Source organism: Streptomyces sp. LARHCF249 (assembly GCF_052871255.1).
Genome location: NZ_JBIXJQ010000005.1, coordinates 335,649 through 352,873 on the forward strand (window position 1 = coordinate 335,649; position 17,225 = coordinate 352,873).

At 74.7% G+C, this 17,225-nt stretch carries 14 protein-coding genes; 11 read left to right on the plus strand and 3 right to left on the minus strand.

What is annotated here, in order from left to right:
- Positions 1 to 8 precede the first annotated feature (8 nt).
- Together ACIPUC_RS16470 and ACIPUC_RS16475 are read left to right on the plus strand one after the other, a co-directional pair.
- Positions 9 to 908, plus strand: a complete 900-nt coding sequence (locus ACIPUC_RS16470) for an arginase family protein (protein ID WP_446590055.1) — start codon at positions 9 to 11, stop codon at positions 906 to 908.
- Positions 909 to 985: 77 nt separating this feature from the next.
- Positions 986 to 2,953, plus strand: coding sequence for a DUF5107 domain-containing protein (locus ACIPUC_RS16475; RefSeq protein ID WP_446590056.1), 1,968 nt, complete (start codon positions 986 to 988; stop codon positions 2,951 to 2,953).
- A gap of 16 nt (positions 2,954 to 2,969) precedes the next feature.
- Here ACIPUC_RS16475 and ACIPUC_RS16480 read toward each other — a convergent pair whose 3' ends face one another.
- A complete protein-coding gene (locus ACIPUC_RS16480; protein ID WP_446590058.1) occupies positions 2,970 to 4,745 on the minus strand; it encodes an NlpC/P60 family protein in 1,776 nt (591 codons plus the stop codon).
- A gap of 197 nt (positions 4,746 to 4,942) precedes the next feature.
- Here ACIPUC_RS16480 and ACIPUC_RS16485 point away from each other — a divergent pair, with 197 nt between their 5' ends.
- The 3 genes from ACIPUC_RS16485 (at position 4,943) to ACIPUC_RS16495 (ending at position 7,954) form a co-directional block, all read left to right on the plus strand.
- Positions 4,943 to 5,515 (plus strand): TIGR03086 family metal-binding protein, encoded by a 573-nt coding sequence (locus tag ACIPUC_RS16485; protein ID WP_446590060.1) that lies wholly within the window; start codon positions 4,943 to 4,945, stop codon positions 5,513 to 5,515.
- 116 nt (positions 5,516 to 5,631) lie between these two features.
- On the plus strand, positions 5,632 to 6,849 hold the full coding sequence (locus ACIPUC_RS16490) for an aminotransferase class I/II-fold pyridoxal phosphate-dependent enzyme (protein WP_446590061.1): 1,218 nt from the start codon (positions 5,632 to 5,634) through the stop codon (positions 6,847 to 6,849).
- Positions 6,850 to 6,868: 19 nt separating this feature from the next.
- Positions 6,869 to 7,954 carry an MBL fold metallo-hydrolase gene (locus ACIPUC_RS16495; protein ID WP_446590062.1) on the plus strand — a complete coding sequence of 362 codons (1,086 nt, stop codon included), beginning with the start codon at positions 6,869 to 6,871 and terminating at the stop codon, positions 7,952 to 7,954.
- 58 nt (positions 7,955 to 8,012) lie between these two features.
- Here the strand turns inward: ACIPUC_RS16495 and ACIPUC_RS16500 are convergent, their stop codons facing one another.
- The gene (locus ACIPUC_RS16500; RefSeq protein ID WP_446590064.1) at positions 8,013 to 8,654 is read right to left on the minus strand and encodes a DedA family protein; all 642 of its coding nucleotides are present in this window, start codon (positions 8,652 to 8,654) and stop codon (positions 8,013 to 8,015) included.
- Entirely contained in the window at positions 8,651 to 9,427 is a 777-nt protein-coding gene (locus ACIPUC_RS16505; protein WP_446590065.1) for an MBL fold metallo-hydrolase, read from the minus strand. Before ACIPUC_RS16505 ends, ACIPUC_RS16500 begins: the two co-directional genes overlap by 4 nt.
- A gap of 122 nt (positions 9,428 to 9,549) precedes the next feature.
- On the opposite strand from ACIPUC_RS16505, the gene ACIPUC_RS16510 reads away from it, so the two are divergent.
- The 6 genes from ACIPUC_RS16510 to ACIPUC_RS16535 all read left to right on the plus strand — a co-directional run bounded on the left by ACIPUC_RS16510 (position 9,550) and on the right by ACIPUC_RS16535 (position 17,223).
- Positions 9,550 to 9,954 (plus strand): hypothetical protein, encoded by a 405-nt coding sequence (locus ACIPUC_RS16510; protein WP_446590066.1) that lies wholly within the window; start codon positions 9,550 to 9,552, stop codon positions 9,952 to 9,954.
- Between the two features lie 102 nt (positions 9,955 to 10,056).
- A complete protein-coding gene (locus ACIPUC_RS16515; RefSeq protein ID WP_446590067.1) occupies positions 10,057 to 12,216 on the plus strand; it encodes a phage holin family protein in 2,160 nt (719 codons plus the stop codon).
- Between the two features lie 75 nt (positions 12,217 to 12,291).
- Complete coding sequence (locus ACIPUC_RS16520; protein WP_446590069.1) at positions 12,292 to 13,707, plus strand: amino acid permease; 1,416 nt, start codon at positions 12,292 to 12,294, stop codon at positions 13,705 to 13,707.
- Between the two features lie 42 nt (positions 13,708 to 13,749).
- The gene (locus tag ACIPUC_RS16525; RefSeq protein ID WP_446590070.1) at positions 13,750 to 14,199 is read left to right on the plus strand and encodes an SRPBCC family protein; all 450 of its coding nucleotides are present in this window, start codon (positions 13,750 to 13,752) and stop codon (positions 14,197 to 14,199) included.
- A 166-nt stretch (positions 14,200 to 14,365) separates the two neighbouring features.
- Positions 14,366 to 15,427 (plus strand): ATP-binding protein, encoded by a 1,062-nt coding sequence (locus tag ACIPUC_RS16530; protein ID WP_446590071.1) that lies wholly within the window; start codon positions 14,366 to 14,368, stop codon positions 15,425 to 15,427.
- Positions 15,424 to 17,223: a vWA domain-containing protein gene (locus tag ACIPUC_RS16535; protein WP_446590073.1), complete on the plus strand. Its 1,800-nt coding sequence runs from the start codon at positions 15,424 to 15,426 to the stop codon at positions 17,221 to 17,223. Before ACIPUC_RS16530 ends, ACIPUC_RS16535 begins: the two co-directional genes overlap by 4 nt.
- The last annotated feature ends 2 nt before the right edge of the window (positions 17,224 to 17,225 follow it).

Sequence of the window (17,225 nt, forward strand, 5' to 3'; positions counted from 1 at the left end):
ATGGGGCCATGCGATCCCTCGTGCTTCTCGATGCCCCGTCCAACCTCGGCCTGCGCCCGCCCGCGCCCGGTACCGTACCCGGCGTCTACAAGCTCGCCGGAGCCCTGCGGGAGCAAGGGCTGCTGGCCCGGCTCGGCGCACGCGAGGGCGGGGTGGTGGTCCCGCCGCGCTACGACCGCGGGGACTGGAAGGAGGGCGACGGCGTGTTCCACGCCGACGCGCTCGCCGCGTACACCGTCACCCTCGCCGACCGGATCGAACGGCACCTGCGGGACGGCGAGTTCCCCGTGGTCCTCGGCGGGGACTGCTCGATCCAGCTCGGCGCCTCGCTGGCCATGCGCAGACTGGGCCGGTACGGACTGGCCGCCATCGACGGCTCCGCCGACTTCCGCCACCCCGGCAACGAGGCGGTGAACGGGCCGGTCGGCGCCGCCGGCGGGGAGGAGCTCGCCCTCGCGACGGGGCGCGGGCAGGCCGCTCTCAGCGATCTGGAGGGCCGCTCCCCGTACCTGCGCGACGAGGACGTGCGGCTCTTCGGGATCCGGGACGGCGACGCCGACCTCGCGGAGCTGCGCACGGCCGGGATCCGCGTCGCGACCGTCGGCGAGCTCCGCGAGCGCGGCCCCGGACCGGTGGCCCGGGCGGCGCTGGACGGGCTGCACCCGCCGGCCGCCGCCGGCTTCTGGGTGCACCTGGACGCCGACGTGCTGGATCCGAGCGTCATGCCGGCCGTGGACAGTCCCGACCCCGGCGGCCTGCTCCCGGACGAACTCGCCGAACTGCTGGGCGTATTGGTGAGCTCGCCGCGCTGCGTCGGGATCAACGTCACGATCTACGACCCGGATCTGGATCCGGACGGCCGTGCGGGCGCCCTGCTCGCCGACCTGGTCGCGGGCGCCTTCGCATAGGCCTTTGCGTAATCCTGACCGGTGGTGATCTGCGGAACCCCTGTGCAGAGGCCGCCGCTGCGTGTTCCATTTCCCTCATGGCCACCACCGTCCGACGCGCCGTACTGACCCTTCCCGCAGCCCCGTTGGGGCCCGAGAACCCGCTGCCCGCCCTGCGCGCGCCCGACGGGGTGCACGACCTGGGCGAACGGTCTCGCGACGGGCTGCCGCGCGACATGGCGCGGCAGATCGGGTACGAGCCGCTGCGCTCCCTGCTGCCGGTCCGGATCCGGGACGGGTACGGGCGGGAGCGGTCGGAGCGGGAGTTCGAGTCGGTCGTCATCGAGAACGAGCACCTGCGGGTCACCGTGCTCCCGGGGCTGGGCGGGCGCGTGCACTCCCTCGTGCACCTGCCCACCGGACGCGAACTGCTCTACCGCAACCCGGTGTTCCAGCCCGCCAACTTCGCCCTCAACGGCGCCTGGTTCTCCGGCGGCATCGAGTGGAACACCGGCGCCACCGGCCACACCACCCTCTCCTGCGCCCCGCTGCACGCCGCGCTCGTGCCGGCCCCGGACGGCGGCGTGATGGTCCGGCTGTGGGAGTGGGAGCGGCTGCGCGACCTGCCCTTCCAAGTGGACCTGTGGCTGCCCGGGGACTCGGAGTTCCTCTACGTCGGCGTCCGCGTGCGCAATCCGCACGAGCGGCCCGCGCCCGTCTACTGGTGGTCCAACATCGCCGTACCCGAGGCCGCGGACACGCGCGTCCTGGCCCCCGCCGACGAGGCCTGGCACTTCGGCTACGAGCGCTCGCTGCGCCGCGTCCCGGTACCGGAGTGGGAGGGCGCGGACCGCACCTACCCGCTCCGCAGCGGGTACCCCGCCGACTTCTTCTACGAGGTCCGGGACGGGGACCGGCCCTGGATCGCCTCCCTCGGCGCCGACGGGCACGGGCTGGTGCAGACCTCCACCGCGCGGCTGCGCGGGCGCAAGCTGTTCGTCTGGGGCGCGGGCGGCGGCGGCCGCCGCTGGCAGGAGTGGCTGACCGAGCCGGGCACGGGCGGCTACGCGGAGATCCAGGCGGGACTGGCCCGCACCCAGCTGGAGCACGTACGGCTCGAGGGCGGAGCCGAGTTCAGCTGGCTGGAGGCGTACGGGCCGCTGGCCGCGGAGGCCTCGGCGGTGCACGGACCCGACTGGGCGGCGGCCCGCGGCGCGGCGCAGGACGCGCTGGACGCCGTACTGCCGCGCGAGCGCGTGGACGCGGCGTACGAGGCGTGGCGCGGCTGCGCCGACACCGAGCCGGGGGAGCGGCTGGCGGCCGGTTCCGGCTGGGGGTCGCTCGAGGTGCTGTGCGGAGGCTTCAAGCTGCCGGGCATCCCGTTCGAGGAGTCGATGCTCTGCGAGGCCCAGGAACCGTGGCTGGAGCTGTGGCGCACCGGGGTCTTCCCGGCCCCGCGCCGGGCGGCGCCGCCGGGGCCGAGCCTGGTCGCCCCGCACTGGCGGGACATGCTGGAGACCGCCCCGGCCCAGCCGCTGACCGAGTACCACCTGGGCGTGGCCCAGTGGCACGCCGGAGACGTGGCCCAGGCGGTACGGAGCTGGGAGCGCGGGCTGGCGCTGGCCCCCTCGCGGTGGCCGCTGCTGCGCTGCCTGGCGGTGGCGGACGCACTGGCCGGCGACCTGGCACGGGCCGCCGACGGGTACGCCGCGGCCTTCGACGACCTGGCCGCGGAGAGCCGCGGCGGCGAGCCGTGGACGGCCGCGGAGTGCGCGCTCGGGCAGGAGGCGATGGCGGCCCTGCTGGCCGCCGGCCGCCTGCCCGAGACGCGCCGGGTCTGGGACCGGCTGCGGCCCGCCCTGCGCGAGCGGGGCCGCTTCCGGCTCCTCGCCGCCCGCCTCCTGGCGGCGGAGGGCCACGTGGCGGCGGCCCGGCGGGTCTTCGAGGACGGTTTCGAACTGCCCGACCTGCGGGAGGGCGAGGAAACCCTCGGCGAGCTCTGGTCGACGCTCACCGGCCGTCCGCTCCCGCCCCGCTACGACTTCCGCATGCGCCCGCCGGGCTGAGCGCCGTCGTACGGCGTCAGACGCGGTGCACGGTGTGCAGCTTCTGCGCGTACGTGCCCGTCCCGTCGAGCAGGGAGGCGCCGCCCAGGTCGGACATGGTCGGTCCGTTGCCGGTCTTGCGGCTGGAGAGGAAGCGGCGCTTGCCGGCGGCGTCCAGGCCGAGGTAGATGCCCACGTGGTCCACGGTGGCGGTCACCGTGTCGTCGCCGGAGTCGGCGTTGAAGAGGAGCAGGTCGCCGGGCTGGAGCAGCTGCGCGGCGGGCGGGTTCGTACCGGCGGTCTGGTCGATCCGCGCACCGGGGGCGTAGTCCACCATGTCGCGGGACTTGCGGGGGATGCGGGTCTTGGAGGTGTCCGCGCCGGCGGCCATCGGGACGCCCATGTGGTAGCCGTACACCATGCGCGTGTAGCCCGAGCAGTCGAGGTTGCCGACCTGCTTGCTGGAGGGCCCGGTGTAGGTGCCGTCGGGGAAGGTCCAGCCGAGGTTCATGTACTCGTGGAAGTCGGCGCCCTCGTAGCGGAAGCCCTGCGGGTCCAGGTAGCCGTATCCGGCCTTGCCCAGTGCCTGCTTGCCCGCGGCCGGGCCCGTCCCGGCGGTGACGGCCGGCGCCCCGGCGAGGAACATGGCCGCGTACGCGAGGACGTCCGGGGTGGTGGAGGCGGCCCAGCCGCGCACGGTCTGCTCCAGCTCCGGGGTCCAGGTCCCGTCGAAGGGCGCGGGCAGGACCCGTACCCACGTGGTGTGGGTGACGGCCGGCGGCTGCTGCCAGGTCGCGGCGTCCACCTGGAAGCGGCTGACCACCAGCTTGACCGGCAGGTTCGTGCAGCCCTGGTTGGCCAGCGCGCGCAGGCCCACGCGGCCCTTGGCGAATGTGGAGTCGGTGACGTCCGCGGCCCACGCGGCCGGCTCGGCGGAGTCCGTGCGCCAGGCCTTGACCTGGATGCGGGTGCCCTCGCGGCGTACGCGGACCGTCCAGTTCGTGCCCGCCGGAACGCCGGTGGCCAGGGTGGTGGCCGTGGTCAGCTGGGTGACGGTGTCGGCGACTTCCTTCTCCACGCGCAGTTCGACCGCGCCGGAGGTCAGGAAGGACAGCCTGGCCCGGTAGTTGTTGTGGGTGTCCTGGTAGCCGAAGGACAGGGCGTACGAGCAGGCCTGGCCGGTGGGCACCTTGTCGAACTTCGCGACCGCGCGGACGTCGACGTCGGTGACCTCGTCGTCCCGGAGGGTGGCGTGGCGGCTGGCGTAGTCGGTGGTGAGCGCGATGACCGCGCTGCCCGGCACCACCGAGTAGTCGGTGTCGGCCGGCCCGAGCGTGGACCAGCTGCCGCCGCCGGGCGAGGTGCCCCAGTACTTCCGGTCCGCGACCGGCAGCGTCAGGTCCGGGAGGGTGCGCTGGAAGTCGTCGGCGAAGGACTGCTTGTTCTCCGTGAAGGTCCGCTCGGGGCCGGTCACGACGACGGTGCGCGCCCCCTTGGTCAGCACGGCCACCCGGGTGCCCCCGGACGTGACCTCCGTGCGCTCGGGCGTTCCCGGCAGCACGTTCGCGGACAGCGGGCCGAGGGAGACCTGTGCGAAGTAGGACGGCTCCAGAGGCGGCATGCTGACCGAGGAGCGCGGCGAGGTGAGGGACGGCGGCACGGGCGCGCCCGCGAGCAGCGCCGGCGCGGCGGCGGGGACGGCGGCCGGCGCGGTTGTTCTGGGCGAGGCCGCGGCGGTCAAGGAGCCGAGTGGGACGGTGGCGGCCGCGGAAGCGAGGACGGCCAGGACGTTGCGACGGGAGGCAAGTGACATGCGGTCATGATCGGGCAAGGCGATAAATCGATACGGGTCGCCCCCGGCCGGCGTCCCGTATCGGGGCTCGCGAGGCATATGCCCCTGCGCGGTCCGGCTGGCAGGGCCGTGCGGGGGCGAGGAGAGTGGGCCTAGGGCCCGACCGAACGACGGGGCCTCAGGGGGAACGGAACGGTCACGCCAGGATGGTGGGAGCCATGCCGGAATCGCTGCTGGAGCAGCACGCCGAGGCGCTGAGGCTCTTCGGGGAGCGTCTGCGCGCCGTCGCGGACGGCCAGTGGGACGCCCCGACCCCGTGCTCGGAGTGGAGCGTGCGGGATCTGGTCAACCACGTCACCGGGGAACAGCTCTGGATCCCGCCGCTGGTCTCCGAGGGCCGCACGGTCGAGGAGATGGGCGACGCGTTCTCCGGCGACGTGCTGGGCGAGGACCCGGTCGCCGCCTGGGGCCAGGCCTCCGCGGCCGCGCACGCCGCGTTCGCCGCACCCGGTGCGCTCGACCGGACCGTCAGGCTCTCCTACGGGCCCGCGCTGGCGCGGGCGTACTGCTCCGAGCTGACCGCCGACTGCGTCGTGCACACCTGGGACCTCTCCCGGGCGATCGGCGCGGACGACCGGCTGCCGGACGGCCTCGTCGAGTTCTCCATCAAGGAGGTCATGCCGTACGCCGACGGGCTCGCGGCGAGCGGCATGTACGCCGCTCCGCTCGAGGTCCCGGCCGGGGCGAACGCGCAGACGAGGCTGTTGGGACTGCTGGGGAGGCGCGGCTAGCCCCGGCGGGAGGTCCGGAGGTCAAAATCGGGCGTAATGCCGTAATTAATCGTATAAAGGTCAGGGCTGGAGGAGTGCAGCGGGACGAGCGCGGAAGGCGGGCGACGGTGGAGGGGATGCAGCGCACGACGGCGGAGGGCCGCGGCCCGGTCCGGTACGGCCCGCCCCCGCCGGAACCCGGCCTGCCCGTGCTCCCCGAACTCGTCACCGTCCTCGCCGCGGCCGCCGGGCGCTCCGCCCCCGACCCCCCGGGCGGCGGGCAGTCCGTCCGCGAGGCCGCCTGCCGGCACTGGGGCCGCCGCGGGCTGGCCACCGCCCCGGAGAACGTGGCCGCCGGCCCCGGAGCCCCCGCGCTGCTGCTCGCGCTGCTCGGCGCGTACGGCGGCGACGTGATGCTGCCCCGGCCCTGTCCCGCCTGGTGGACCCCGCAGGTCCGGCTGCTGGGACGGCGGGCCTACCACGTGCCGACCCCGGCCGAGTGCGGCGGCATCCCGGACCCCTACGCCCTGCTGGAGACCGTACGGCGGGTACGGGCCGAGGGCGGCGACCCGCGCGTACTGCTGCTGTCGGTCGCCGACGACCCGACCGCGACCGTGCCGCCGCCCGAGATGCTGCGCGAGGCCTGTGAGGCCGCCGAATCCGCCGGACTCTTCGTCGTCAGCGACGAGAGCTGGCGCGACACGGTCCACCGGCCGCACGACACCCTGGTCCTGAGCCCCGCCGAGATGCTCCCCGACCAGGCGGCCGTCCTCGTCGACCTGTCCGGGGCGCTGCTGCCCGCCGGGTGGCCCGCCGCCGTGGTCCGCTTCCCCGACACCATGCGCGGGACCTGGCTGCGCGCCCGCACCCTCGACGTCCTGACCGCCACCGGCGCGCTGGTCGCGGGTCCCGTCGCCGGGGCCGCCGCGCACGCCCTCGACGAACCCGACGCCGTCGCCGGACGGGCCTGCGCGGCCGCCGCCCTGCACGGCGCGGTCGCTGCCGCCGTCCACCGGGAACTCCTCGCCGTCGGGGCGCTGGCCCGGCCGCCGCAGGCCGGCCGGCACCTCTACGCCGACCTGACGCCGCTGCGGGAGGGGCTCGCGCGGCACGGAGTCGGCGACGCCATGGAGCTGGAGGACTGGCTCGGCGGCCGGCTCGGCGCGCCCACCCCGGGAGGCCAGCGGTTCGCGGACGAACCGGTGGCCCTGCGCGTGAGGCTGTCGACCGGACCGCTGCTGGGCGCCACCCCGGGGGAGCGGCTGGCCGCGCTCACCGCCCGCGACCCGCTCGCACTGCCGCACGTCCGGCGCTCCCTGGACCTCCTCGGATCAGTCCTGGCCGGGCTGGCCTGATGCGAACGGAGACACTCCGATGACGGACCGGACGCGAACCCCCGCCGCCGCCCCGCTCCCGGCCGCCGCGCCCGCGCCGGTACGGGCCGATCCCGGCGTCCGGCAGCCCGTGGCGGCCCCGGCTCGGCGCGGCTCCGTGCGCCCGCTCGGTGAGCACCGGCACTGGCCGCGCTCCTTCGCGGACCGGCTCACCACCCCGCTTCCCGGGGTCCGCGGCTTCGCCCGGCTCGCCCGCGAGGGTGCCTTCCGGCCCGGCCCGGAAGGTCTGCGCGGCATCCCCGACCTGCCCTACGAGCCGGCCCCACTGCCCCCGGCGGGCCCCGGCTCGGTCTGCGTCACCTGGGCCGGGCACGCCAGCTGGGTGCTGCGGACCGGCGGGCTGACCGTACTGACCGACCCCGTCTGGTCCCGGCGGATCCTCGGCACCCCGTCCCGCATGACGCCCGTCGGGGTGCGCTGGGAGGACCTGCCGCCGGTGGACGCGGTGGTCATCAGCCACAACCACTACGACCACCTCGACGCGCCCACCCTCAGGCGGCTGCCGCGGCACACCGCCCTCTTCGTCCCGGCCGGCCTCGCCCGCTGGTTCCGCCGCCGCGGCTTCACCCGGGTCACCGAGCTCGACTGGTGGGAGTCGGCCGAACTGGACGGCGTGCGCTTCGAGTTCGTACCGGCCCACCACTGGTCGAAGCGCTCGCTGATCGACACCTGCCGGTCCCTGTGGGGCGGCTGGATCCTGACCGACACCCGCAGCCCCGCACCGCGCACCCTCTACTTCGCGGGCGACACCGGCTACGGCCACTGGTTCGGGGAGATCGGCCGCCGCCACCCCGGCATCGACCTCGCGCTGCTCCCCATCGGCGCCTACGCCCCGCGCTGGTGGCTCGGCGACGTCCACGCCGACCCCGAGGAGGCCGTCCAGGCCTTCCTCGACCTCGGCGCCCGGCGGATGGCACCCATGCACTGGGCCGCCTTCGTCCTCTCCGCCGAGCCGGTCATGGAGCCCCTGCACCGCGTCCGCGCCGCCTGGTCCCGCGCGTCCCTGCCCCGCGACAACCTCTGGGACCTCCCGATCGGAGCCTCCCGCAGCCTGGACGGGCCCTAGGCCGTCTCTTCCTTGCCTGACCCACGCCGCCGGCACCGCCGGAGCGCCGTCAGGGTGCTCACGCACCCCTCGTCCCGCCCGGGCGGATCCGGCGCCAGAGGGCCGGGCCCGCGCTGATCAGCAGGGTCAGGGCCACCGCCAGGGCGACGCCCTTCCACGGCTCCGGGAAGAGCGAGCCGCCCAGGATGCCGATCAGGCCGTACGCCGCCGCCCACGCGAGACAGGCCGGGCCGTCGCCGCGCGCGAAGCGGCGCAGCGGAAGCTGCGCCAGCAGGCAGGCCAGCATCACCGGGATGCGGCCCGCCGGAACCAGCCGGGAGACCACCAGGACCAGTACCCCGTGCTCGTCCAGTCGCGCCTGCGCCTGCTCCAGCCGCTCGGGCGTGGCCCGGCCGCGCAGCGCCTCCAGCCAGCGCGATCCGCCCCGCGACCGCACGCCGCGCCGCCCGAGCCAGTACAGCGCGATGTCGCCGGTGAACGCAGCCAGCGCCGACACCGCGAACACCAGCAACACTCCGAAAGGCAGCGAGTCCTGATGGAACGCCACCACCGCAGCCGAACTCACCAGCGCCCCCGTCGGGATCACCGGCACCAGCGCACCGAGCGCCACCAGCACGAACAACGCCGGGTAGCCCACCGCCTGCTGAGCGGTCTCCGGCGACACCTGCCCGGCCGCCGCCGCGACCTCGCGCCAGGTCACGGCAGCCGCACCGGTTCGCCGTGGGCCGGCACCCGTACCGTCACCTTCGGCGCGAGCCGCGCCGCGCGGTGCGCGAACTCCTCGCCCGGCGCGTGGAACTCGTGCGGGCGCACCGCGTCCATCCCGATCGGCCAGTACGTCCCGTAGTGCACCGGGACCGCCGCGGCCGGGGCCAGCTCGGCCAGCGCCCGCGCCGCCCGCCCCGCGTCCAGATGCCCCGGACCCAGGTACGGACCCCAGCCGCCCACCGGCAGCAGGGCCACGTCCACCGGTCCGACCTCCTCGGCCATCGTGTCGAACAGCCCCGTGTCCCCGGCGAAGTAGGTGCGGGCCGCGCCCTGGACCACGTACCCGAGAGCCGGCGCGTGCTGCGGCCCGAACGGCAGCCGCCGGCCGTCGTGCAGGGCGCTGACCGCCCGGACCCGTACGCCGGCCCGTACGGTCACCTCCTCGCCGGGGACCACCTCCGTCACCGTCAGCCCGCGCAGCCCCGCGATCCGGGCCAGCCCCGGCACCGCCCGCCGCGCACCCCTCGGGACCAGCAGCCGCGTACCGGGCGCCAGTTGCGCGAGCGAGGGCAGGTGCAGGTGGTCGGCGTGCAGGTGCGAGACCAACACCACGTCGGCCCGCGCCGCCTCGGGCGGCGGCACCGCGCCGCGCCGCCGGCGCAGATGGGCCAGGCGCCGCGCGAACAGCGGGTCCGTCAGCAGCCGAACCCCGGAATCCTCGACCGTGCACGTGGCATGACCCCACCAGGTGATCTCCACCGGCACCCGGCCCTCCCTCCCTCACCGCACCGCTCCCACGACCCTAAAGGCTGCCCCGCCGATCCGCCCGGAACCGGAACGCCGCCGCCCCTCCTCCCCGGCGGCGGATCGGAGTAGGGTCGGGCGGCATGGAAGAGCTGCGCGTGGCCGCGATCGCCAGCCTGGCCCCACTCGAGGAACTCGACGCCGACCCCTTCGCCGTCGACACCCGCAGCCAGCACGCCGTGTGCGCGCGCTGGGCCGCCGACCGCGGATACGTCGTCACGCGGCAACTCCTCGTCTACGGGCTGCGCGCCGACCACTGCGGACTCTGGTGCGACATCGACGCCGGGCAGGTCGACCTCTTCGTCGCCGCCAACCACCGGGTGCTGTCGCGCGCGCTGGGCTCCGTCGAGGAGTTCACCGCCGAGTGCGAGCGGCGCGGGGTGCGCCTGGAGACCGCCGGGCACCGGGAGCCCCCGTACACCTCGGCGATGAAGGCCGAGGTGCACCGCCGGCTGTCCATGCCGACCGCGGGCTACGACGGCACCTGAGCCGCGGGTCCTGCACATCCGTGCGCCGTCCGTGCCGCCCGGCCGGGTGAGCCGCGCTGTGCGAGCCTGGAGGGCGGGAGCGGCTCGCGGGAGGTTGCGGCGGTGTGGCGAGGACGGTGGCGGACCGCGGGCGGCGCCCTGGTGCGGGTGGTCCTCGTCTGGGCGGTGTCCACCCTGACGATGCTCGCGCTGGCCGGGATCCTGCCGGACTTCAGGCTCCAGTCCGGTGACGGCGACAGCATCACGCAGATCGGGCTGGCGGCGGCCTGGGGCGCCGGGGCCTTCGGCCTGCTGAGCGCGCTGGTCTGGCCGGTACTCGTACGGGCCCTGCTGCTGGTGCCCGCCCTGGTCCTCGGACTGCTCGTCTTCTTCCTCAACGGCTCCCTGCTGCTGATGGCCCTCAGCCTCGTCCCGGCGGGGCGCGGCGAGGTGGCCCCGGAGACCGCGGTGGTGGTGGCCGCCGTGATGTCCGCCGTGGCCTCCGCGACCTCGACCGCGCTCGCCGTGCGCGACGACGAGGCGTACCGGCGGCGCCTCTACCGCCTCGCCGACCGGCGCCGGCGCCGGCAACCGGGGGCACCTCCCGGGGGAGGCGGCCGGGGGAGGGCGGGCGCGCCGGGAGCCGACGCGTCCGCGCCCGGGCTGGTCTTCCTCCAGCTCGACGGGGTCGGGTACGAGACGCTGCGCCGGGCCGTGCGCAACGGCCTGATGCCGACCGTGGCCGGCCGGCTGGACGCCGGCCACCGCATCGCGTCGTGGCGCACCGACTGGTCGAGCCAGACCGGCGCCAGCCAGCTCGGCATCCTGCACGGCTCCACCTTCGACGTGCCCGCGTTCCGCTGGTACGAGAAGGAGACCGGCGAGGTGGTCGTCTGCAACCGCCCCACCAGCGCCGCCGAGCTCCAGCGGCGCGCCGTGCGGCGGACCGCGGACGGCGGGCTGCTCACCCTCGACGGGGCCAGCCGCGGCAACCTGTTCAGCGGGGGCGCGGACCAGCTGGCGCTGGTGCTCTCGGTGTCCGCCCGCCGGGGCCGTGCGAACCGGTCCCGCGCGGGCTACTTCGCGTACTTCTCCGATCCGGCCAACGCCGTCCGCACCGCCCTGTCCTTCGTCGCCGAGGTGGCCCGCGAGATGGGCCAGTCCCTCCGGGCGCGGATCCGCGGGGACCGGCCGCGGGTGGCGCGCGGCGGGCTGTACCCGCTGATCCGGGCCTTCGCGACCGTGGTGGAACGGGACGTGGTCGTGGCGGCCGTGATCGGCGACATGCTGGCCGGGCGCGCCGCTGTCTATGCCGACCTGGTCGCCTACGACGAGGTCGCGCACCACTCCGGCCCGCACGGCCGGGACGCCGACCAGGTGCTGGCGCGCCTCGACCGGAGCCTCGCGCTGATCGCCCGGGTCGCCGAGCACGCGCCGCGCGCGTACCGGATCGTGCTGCTCTCCGACCACGGCCAGAGCCCGGGCGAGACCTTCCTCGGCCGGTACGGACTGACCCTCAAGGACCTGGTCCGGGCGGGCTGCGGACTGCCGGTCTCCCGCCGGGCCGGCCGCACCCCCAGCGGTGCCGAGGCCCGGGCGGCCGTCCTGGCGGCCCTGCACCGGCCGGTGGAGGAGGGTGAGGAGGCCCATCCGCGGCGGGGGTCGGAACCGGTGGTCCTGGCCTCCGGCAACCTCGGGCTGATCTCCTTCCCGGCCGTCCCCGGCCGGGCTTCGCGCGAGCGCATCGAGCGCGCGCACCCGGCCCTGCTGGCGACCCTGGCGAACCACCCCGGAGTGGGCTTCGTCCTGGTGGACGGCGTGGTGCTGGGCCCCGGCGGGGCGGAGGCACGCCTCGACGTGCCCGGGGAGGCGGAGGAACTGCTCGCTCCGTACGGCCCCGGGGCGGCCGCGGCCGTGCGCCGGACCGACACCTTTCCGCACGTCGCCGACGTGATGGTGAACTCGGCCTACGACCCCGATACGGGCGAGGTGCACGCCTTCGAGGAGCAGATCGGCTCCCACGGGGGCCTGGGCGGGGAGCAGGGGCACCCGTTCCTGATGTGGCCGACGGAACTGTCGGACCCGGGCGGCGAGCTGGTGGGCGCCGAGGCGGTGCACGGGGTACTGCGCCGCTGGCTGCGCGAGGCGGACGGGCCCCAGATCCCGGTGATCCGGTCGGCGGGCCTGTCCGGCGAGGAGCCGGTGGAGGATCCACGGCCGGAGGCGGCCGTCGACGGAATACTTCCTTCCGCAGGGGACCCCGTGCCGGACGAAACCCGGTGATTTGGTGCGGCCTTGACCGTGGTCAACCATGTGGTGACCTGCCCACCATGTGAGACATCCAGAGGCGCACCACCGATGACCAGCACCGCAGCCCCGCCTACCGCGACTTCCAGGACGGCGGAGCCCCACCCGCACGGCGACCGGCGGTTCGGCCTGCCCGTCGCCACCTGCCTGGTCATGGGCAACATCATCGGCGGCGGAATCTTCCTCCTGCCGGCCTCGGTTGCACCCTTCGGCACCATCAGCCTCGTCGCCTTCGCCGTGCTCACCCTCGGCGCCGTCGCGCTCGCCCTCGTCTTCGGCCGCCTCGCCCAGCGGCACCCGCAGACCGGCGGCCCGTACGTCTACGCACGCGCCGCGTTCGGCGACTTCGCCGGCTTCCTCGCCGCCTGGAGCTACTGGATCACCACCTGGGTCTCCAACGCTGCCCTCGCGGTGGCGGCCGTCGGCTACCTCGCCGTCCTCTTCCCCGCGATCGGCACGCACAAGTGGTCCCTGTGCCTGGCCGCCCTCGCCGTGCAGTGGCTCCCGGCGCTCGCCAACCTGGCCGGCACCCGGTACGTCGGCGCCGTCCAACTCGTCTCCACCATCCTGAAGTTCGCCCCGCTGCTGCTCGTCGCCGTGGGCGGCCTGTTCTTCTTCGACCCGGCCAACCTCGGCCCCTTCCGCGCCACCGACCAGAGCGCCCTCGGGGCCGTCTCCGCCTCCGCCTCGATCCTGCTCTTCAGCTACCTGGGCGTCGAGTCCGCCGCCGTCAGCGCAGGCGAGGTGCGCGACCCCGCGCGCAACGTCGGCCGGGCCACCATCCTCGGCACCATCGGCGCGGCCACCGTCTACCTGCTGGGCACCCTCGCCGTCTTCGGCCTGGTCGCCCACGACACCCTCGTCTCCTCCCAGGCCCCCTTCACCGACGCCGTCAACGCCATGTTCTCCGCGGAGGGAGGGGCCGGCGGGACCTGGGGCGGCACGGTGGTCGCCTGCGCCGCCGTGATCTCGATGGTCGGCGCCCTCAACGGCTGGACCCTGCTCAGCGCGCAGACCCCGTACGCCGCGGCCAAGGACGGGCTCTTCCCGAAGGTCTTCGAGACGAAGCGGCGCGGGGTCCCGGTGGTCGGCGTGGTCGTCACCGTCGTCCTCGCCTCCGCGCTGACGGTCTACAACACCGCATTTCCCGGTGAGGGGGCCGGCTCGCAGGGGGTCTTCGAGATCCTGGTGCTCGTCACCACCTTCACCGCCACCGTCCCGTACCTGCTCTCCACCGCCGCCCAGCTCTACTTCCTGCTCTCGGGACAGTCCGAGCGCGTCCACCGCGGGCGCCTGATCCGCGACGGCGCCCTCGCCGGCCTGGCCTTCGCCTTCTCCATGTGGCTGGTGGCGGGCTCCGGCTACGCCGCCGTCTACCAGGGCGTGCTCTTCCTCTTCGCGGGGGTCGCGGTCTATGCCGTGATGGCCGCCCGCAGGAGGCGCGCAGCGGTCTCACCCGCGGGGTAATTTGGAAGGAGAGGACAGCAAGGGGGGCTCTAAGGGGTCGCCATGTCCGCGATCAGCAACACCATCGACATCGACCGCAGGCCCGAGGACGTCTACTCCTACGTCACGGACCCCACGCACCTGCCCGAGTGGCAGGACAGCGCCGTGTCCGCCGTTCCCATGGGCGACCTCCCCGTCCACGTCGGTTCGAAGGTCATCGTCACCCGGCAGATCGGCAAGCGCAGGATCCCCACGACCATGGAGTTCACGGAGCTCGACCCGCCGAGAAGCTGGCACATCCACGGCGTGGACGGGCCGGTCCGGCCGGACGTACGGGGCCGCATCGAACCCCTCGACGGCGGGGCCCGCTCCCGCGTCACCCTGTCCGTCGACTTCGAGGGCCACGGCATGGGCAGGGCCCTGGTCCCCCTCGTGGTCAAGCCCATGATGCGCAAGGAGATGCCCCGGGGCGAGGAGAAGCTCAAGCACCTGCTGGAGCACTCCGCGAGCTGACTTCCCGGCTGACTTCCCGGCTGACTTCCCGAGCTGACTTCCCGACCTGACTTCCCGACCCGACCCCGCACGTCGTCCCGGGCGCCTGAAAACGGGGTGCTTCGGGGTGCGTGGTGTGCCCACACTGGGCGCCCACGCACCCGGACTCCCGAGGACATCCACGCCCGTGCAGGCTGCCGTCACCGTCACTCCCGCCCAGATCCCCGAACTGCTCCTCGGCCTCGCCACCGTGCGGCCCGTGTTCCTCTGGGGCGCGCCCGGCATCGGCAAGTCCTCGCTGGTACGGAAGTTCGCCGACTCGCTCGGCCTGGAATGCGTCAGCCTGCTCGGCACCCAGCTCGCCCCCGAGGACCTGATCGGCGTACCGCAGGTCCGTGACGGCCGGTCCGTCTTCTGCCCGCCCGAGGCCATCGCCCGCGACGAGCCGTACTGCCTCTTCCTCGACGAGCTCAACGCCGCGGGCCCCGATGTCCAGAAGGCCTTCTACTCGCTGATCCTGGACCGCCGGATCGGCTCCTACGAGCTGCCCGCGGGCTCCATCGTCATCGGCGCGGGCAACCGCGCCACCGACAACGCGCTGGCCCGGCCGATCGCCTCCGCCCTCGTCAACCGCCTCACCCACGTCCACCTGCAGGTGTCCGCGCGGGACTGGCTGGTCTGGGCCGGCGAGAACGGCATCCACCCCTGGGTCACCGACTACCTCACGGACCGCCCCGACCACCTCTGGTCGCAGCCGCCCAAGACGGAAGAGGCGTTCTCCACGCCGCGCTCCTGGCACATGCTCTCCGACGCCCTGCACTCCTTCGGGACGGGCCTGGACGAGCAGACCCTGAAGGTCGTCGCGCACGGCACCCTCACCCCCGCGCACGCCGTCTCCTTCTGCGGCTACGCCAAGATCGTCCGCCATACCTTCGGCATCGAGGCGATCATCAAGGGCGACGCGAGCTGGCCGCGCCGCCTGGAGGACCGGGACCTGCTGTACTACCTGGCGGAGGCCTTCCGGGGGCGGCTGGTCAAGGAACTCCCCGCCGACAAGAGCCATGTCTCGCCCGCCCTGCGCGAGACCGCCTACCGGGCCAAGTCGCTGCTCGTGCAGCTCGCCGAGATCTCCGTCGAGGTCGCCCAGACCGTCATCGCCGACGACGCCGACGGTCTGCCGGTGCTGCCCGGCTGGTTCCTGATCGAGGCCGCACGCGACATGCCCCGCCTGGTCGAGGCCCGCCGGTGAGCCGGACCTCGCGGAGCAAGGCGGCCAAGGCGGCCACGGCCGATCCGGCCGCACAGGCCTTCGCCGAGGGCCTGGCCCTGGTCAAGCGGAACCCGGCGCTCGGTGCGGTGAACGGCAAGATCTGCCGCGGGACCGGATGCGCGGCCACCCCCGCCGGGGGGCTGGTCGCCGTCACCTCCAACGGCATCCTGCACGTCCACCCCACCAAACGGGCCGATCCCCGGGAATGGGCCTGGGCGATCGCCCACGCCCTGCTCCACCTGGGCTTCGGCCACGTCCCGGCCGCCAAGGAGGACGACCGCTCCCAGCCCGACCGCTTCGACCTCGCCGCGCGGTGCACCGTCGTGAACCGCTTCCTGCTGACCTTCCCGGTCGGCCGGGCCCCGGACCACCTCCCGGCCGAATACCCCGGCGGGGACGAGGAGCTGCTCGCCGCCCGCTGGCGCCGCGACGGCATCCCGCCCGCCTACGAGAACTGCGGCACCGCCGGGGACCACCCCGACCAGGTCCTGGTCGGCTGGCCGACCCCGGCCCTCGCGGTCCCCGACTGGGAGACCGCCTTCGCGCACGCCCTCACCCGGGCCGTCTCCGCCACCATGGCCGCGGCCGGCGGCCACGAGGGCCGCACTCAGCGCCCGTGGGACCGCGCGCTGAACTGGTTCGTCTCCTCGTACCCGCTGCTCGGAGGGCTGGCGGCCGGGCTGACCGTCGTCGCCGACGCGGACCTGGCCCGCGCCCAGGACATCGCCATCGCCGCCGTCAGCGCCACCGCCGGGGAGATCTACATCAACCCGCTGCGCACCTTCGACGACGAGGAGTGGCGGTTCATCCTGGCCCACGAGATGCTGCACGCCGCCCTTCGCCACGGCGAGCGCCGCGGAGCCCGCGATCCGTACCTGCACAACGTCGCCGCGGACTACGTCGTCAACGGCTGGCTGGTCGAGATGGGGGTCGGCAGCATGCCGGAGGGCCTGCTGTACGACCCGCTGCTGAAGGGGCTCTCGGTCGAGGAGGTCTACGAACGGATCACCGTCGACCTGCGCCGCATGCGACGGCTCGCGACGCTGCGCGGCAAGGGCGCCGGGGACATCCTGGGCGAGCCGCTCGCGCACGGCGCCGGGCGCCCGTACGCGGACCTCGACGAGTTCTACCGGCGCGGCCTGGTCCAGGGCTTCGACCTGCACGTGCACGGGGAGCGCGGCCTGCTGCCCGCCGGACTGATCCAGGAGATCCGGGCGCTGGCCCACCCGCCGGTGCCGTGGGACGCGAAGCTCGCCCGCTGGTTCGACGAGTACGTGCCGCGCCCCGAGCCCGTGCGGTCGTACGCGCGCCCGGCCCGCCGCCAGGCCTCCACCCCGGACATTCCGCGAGCGGGCAGGTACTTTCCGCCCCAGGAGCTGGCCCGCTGCACGTTCGGCGTGGTGCTGGACACGTCGGGTTCGATGGACACCGCCCTGCTCGGCAAGGCGCTGGGCGCCATCGCCTCGTACGCGGAAGCCCGCGACGTACCGGCCGCCCGCGTCGTCTTCTGCGACGCGGCGCCGTACGACGCGGGCTATCTGCCACCGATCGAGATCGCGGGCCGGGTGAAGGTCCGCGGCCGCGGCGGCACCGAGCTGCAGCCGGGCATCGACCTGCTGCACCGGGCGGAGGACTTCCCGCCCGGGGCCCCGGTCCTCGTGATCACGGACGGCTGGTGCGACACCCTGCGGATCCGGCGCGAACACGCCTTCCTGATCCCGCAGGGTGCCTCCCTGCCGTTCGCACCCCGAGGGCCGGTCTTCCGACTGGCCTGAGG

Bases quoted from the DNA above. Each gene is read 5' to 3' on its own strand.
- ACIPUC_RS16495 (WP_446590062.1), top strand. From the start codon at position 6,869: ATGACGGACCGGACGCGAACCCCCGCCGCCGCCCCGCTCCCGGCCGCC.
- ACIPUC_RS16490 (WP_446590061.1), top strand. From the start codon at position 5,632: ATGCAGCGCACGACGGCGGAGGGCCGCGGCCCGGTCCGGTACGGCCCG.
- ACIPUC_RS16475 (WP_446590056.1), top strand. From the start codon at position 986: ATGGCCACCACCGTCCGACGCGCCGTACTGACCCTTCCCGCAGCCCCG.
- ACIPUC_RS16485 (WP_446590060.1), top strand. From the start codon at position 4,943: ATGCCGGAATCGCTGCTGGAGCAGCACGCCGAGGCGCTGAGGCTCTTC.
- ACIPUC_RS16525 (WP_446590070.1), top strand. From the start codon at position 13,750: ATGTCCGCGATCAGCAACACCATCGACATCGACCGCAGGCCCGAGGAC.
- ACIPUC_RS16510 (WP_446590066.1), top strand. From the start codon at position 9,550: ATGGAAGAGCTGCGCGTGGCCGCGATCGCCAGCCTGGCCCCACTCGAG.
- ACIPUC_RS16480 (WP_446590058.1), bottom strand. From the start codon at position 4,745: ATGTCACTTGCCTCCCGTCGCAACGTCCTGGCCGTCCTCGCTTCCGCG.
- ACIPUC_RS16520 (WP_446590069.1), top strand. From the start codon at position 12,292: ATGACCAGCACCGCAGCCCCGCCTACCGCGACTTCCAGGACGGCGGAG.
- ACIPUC_RS16470 (WP_446590055.1), top strand. From the start codon at position 9: ATGCGATCCCTCGTGCTTCTCGATGCCCCGTCCAACCTCGGCCTGCGC.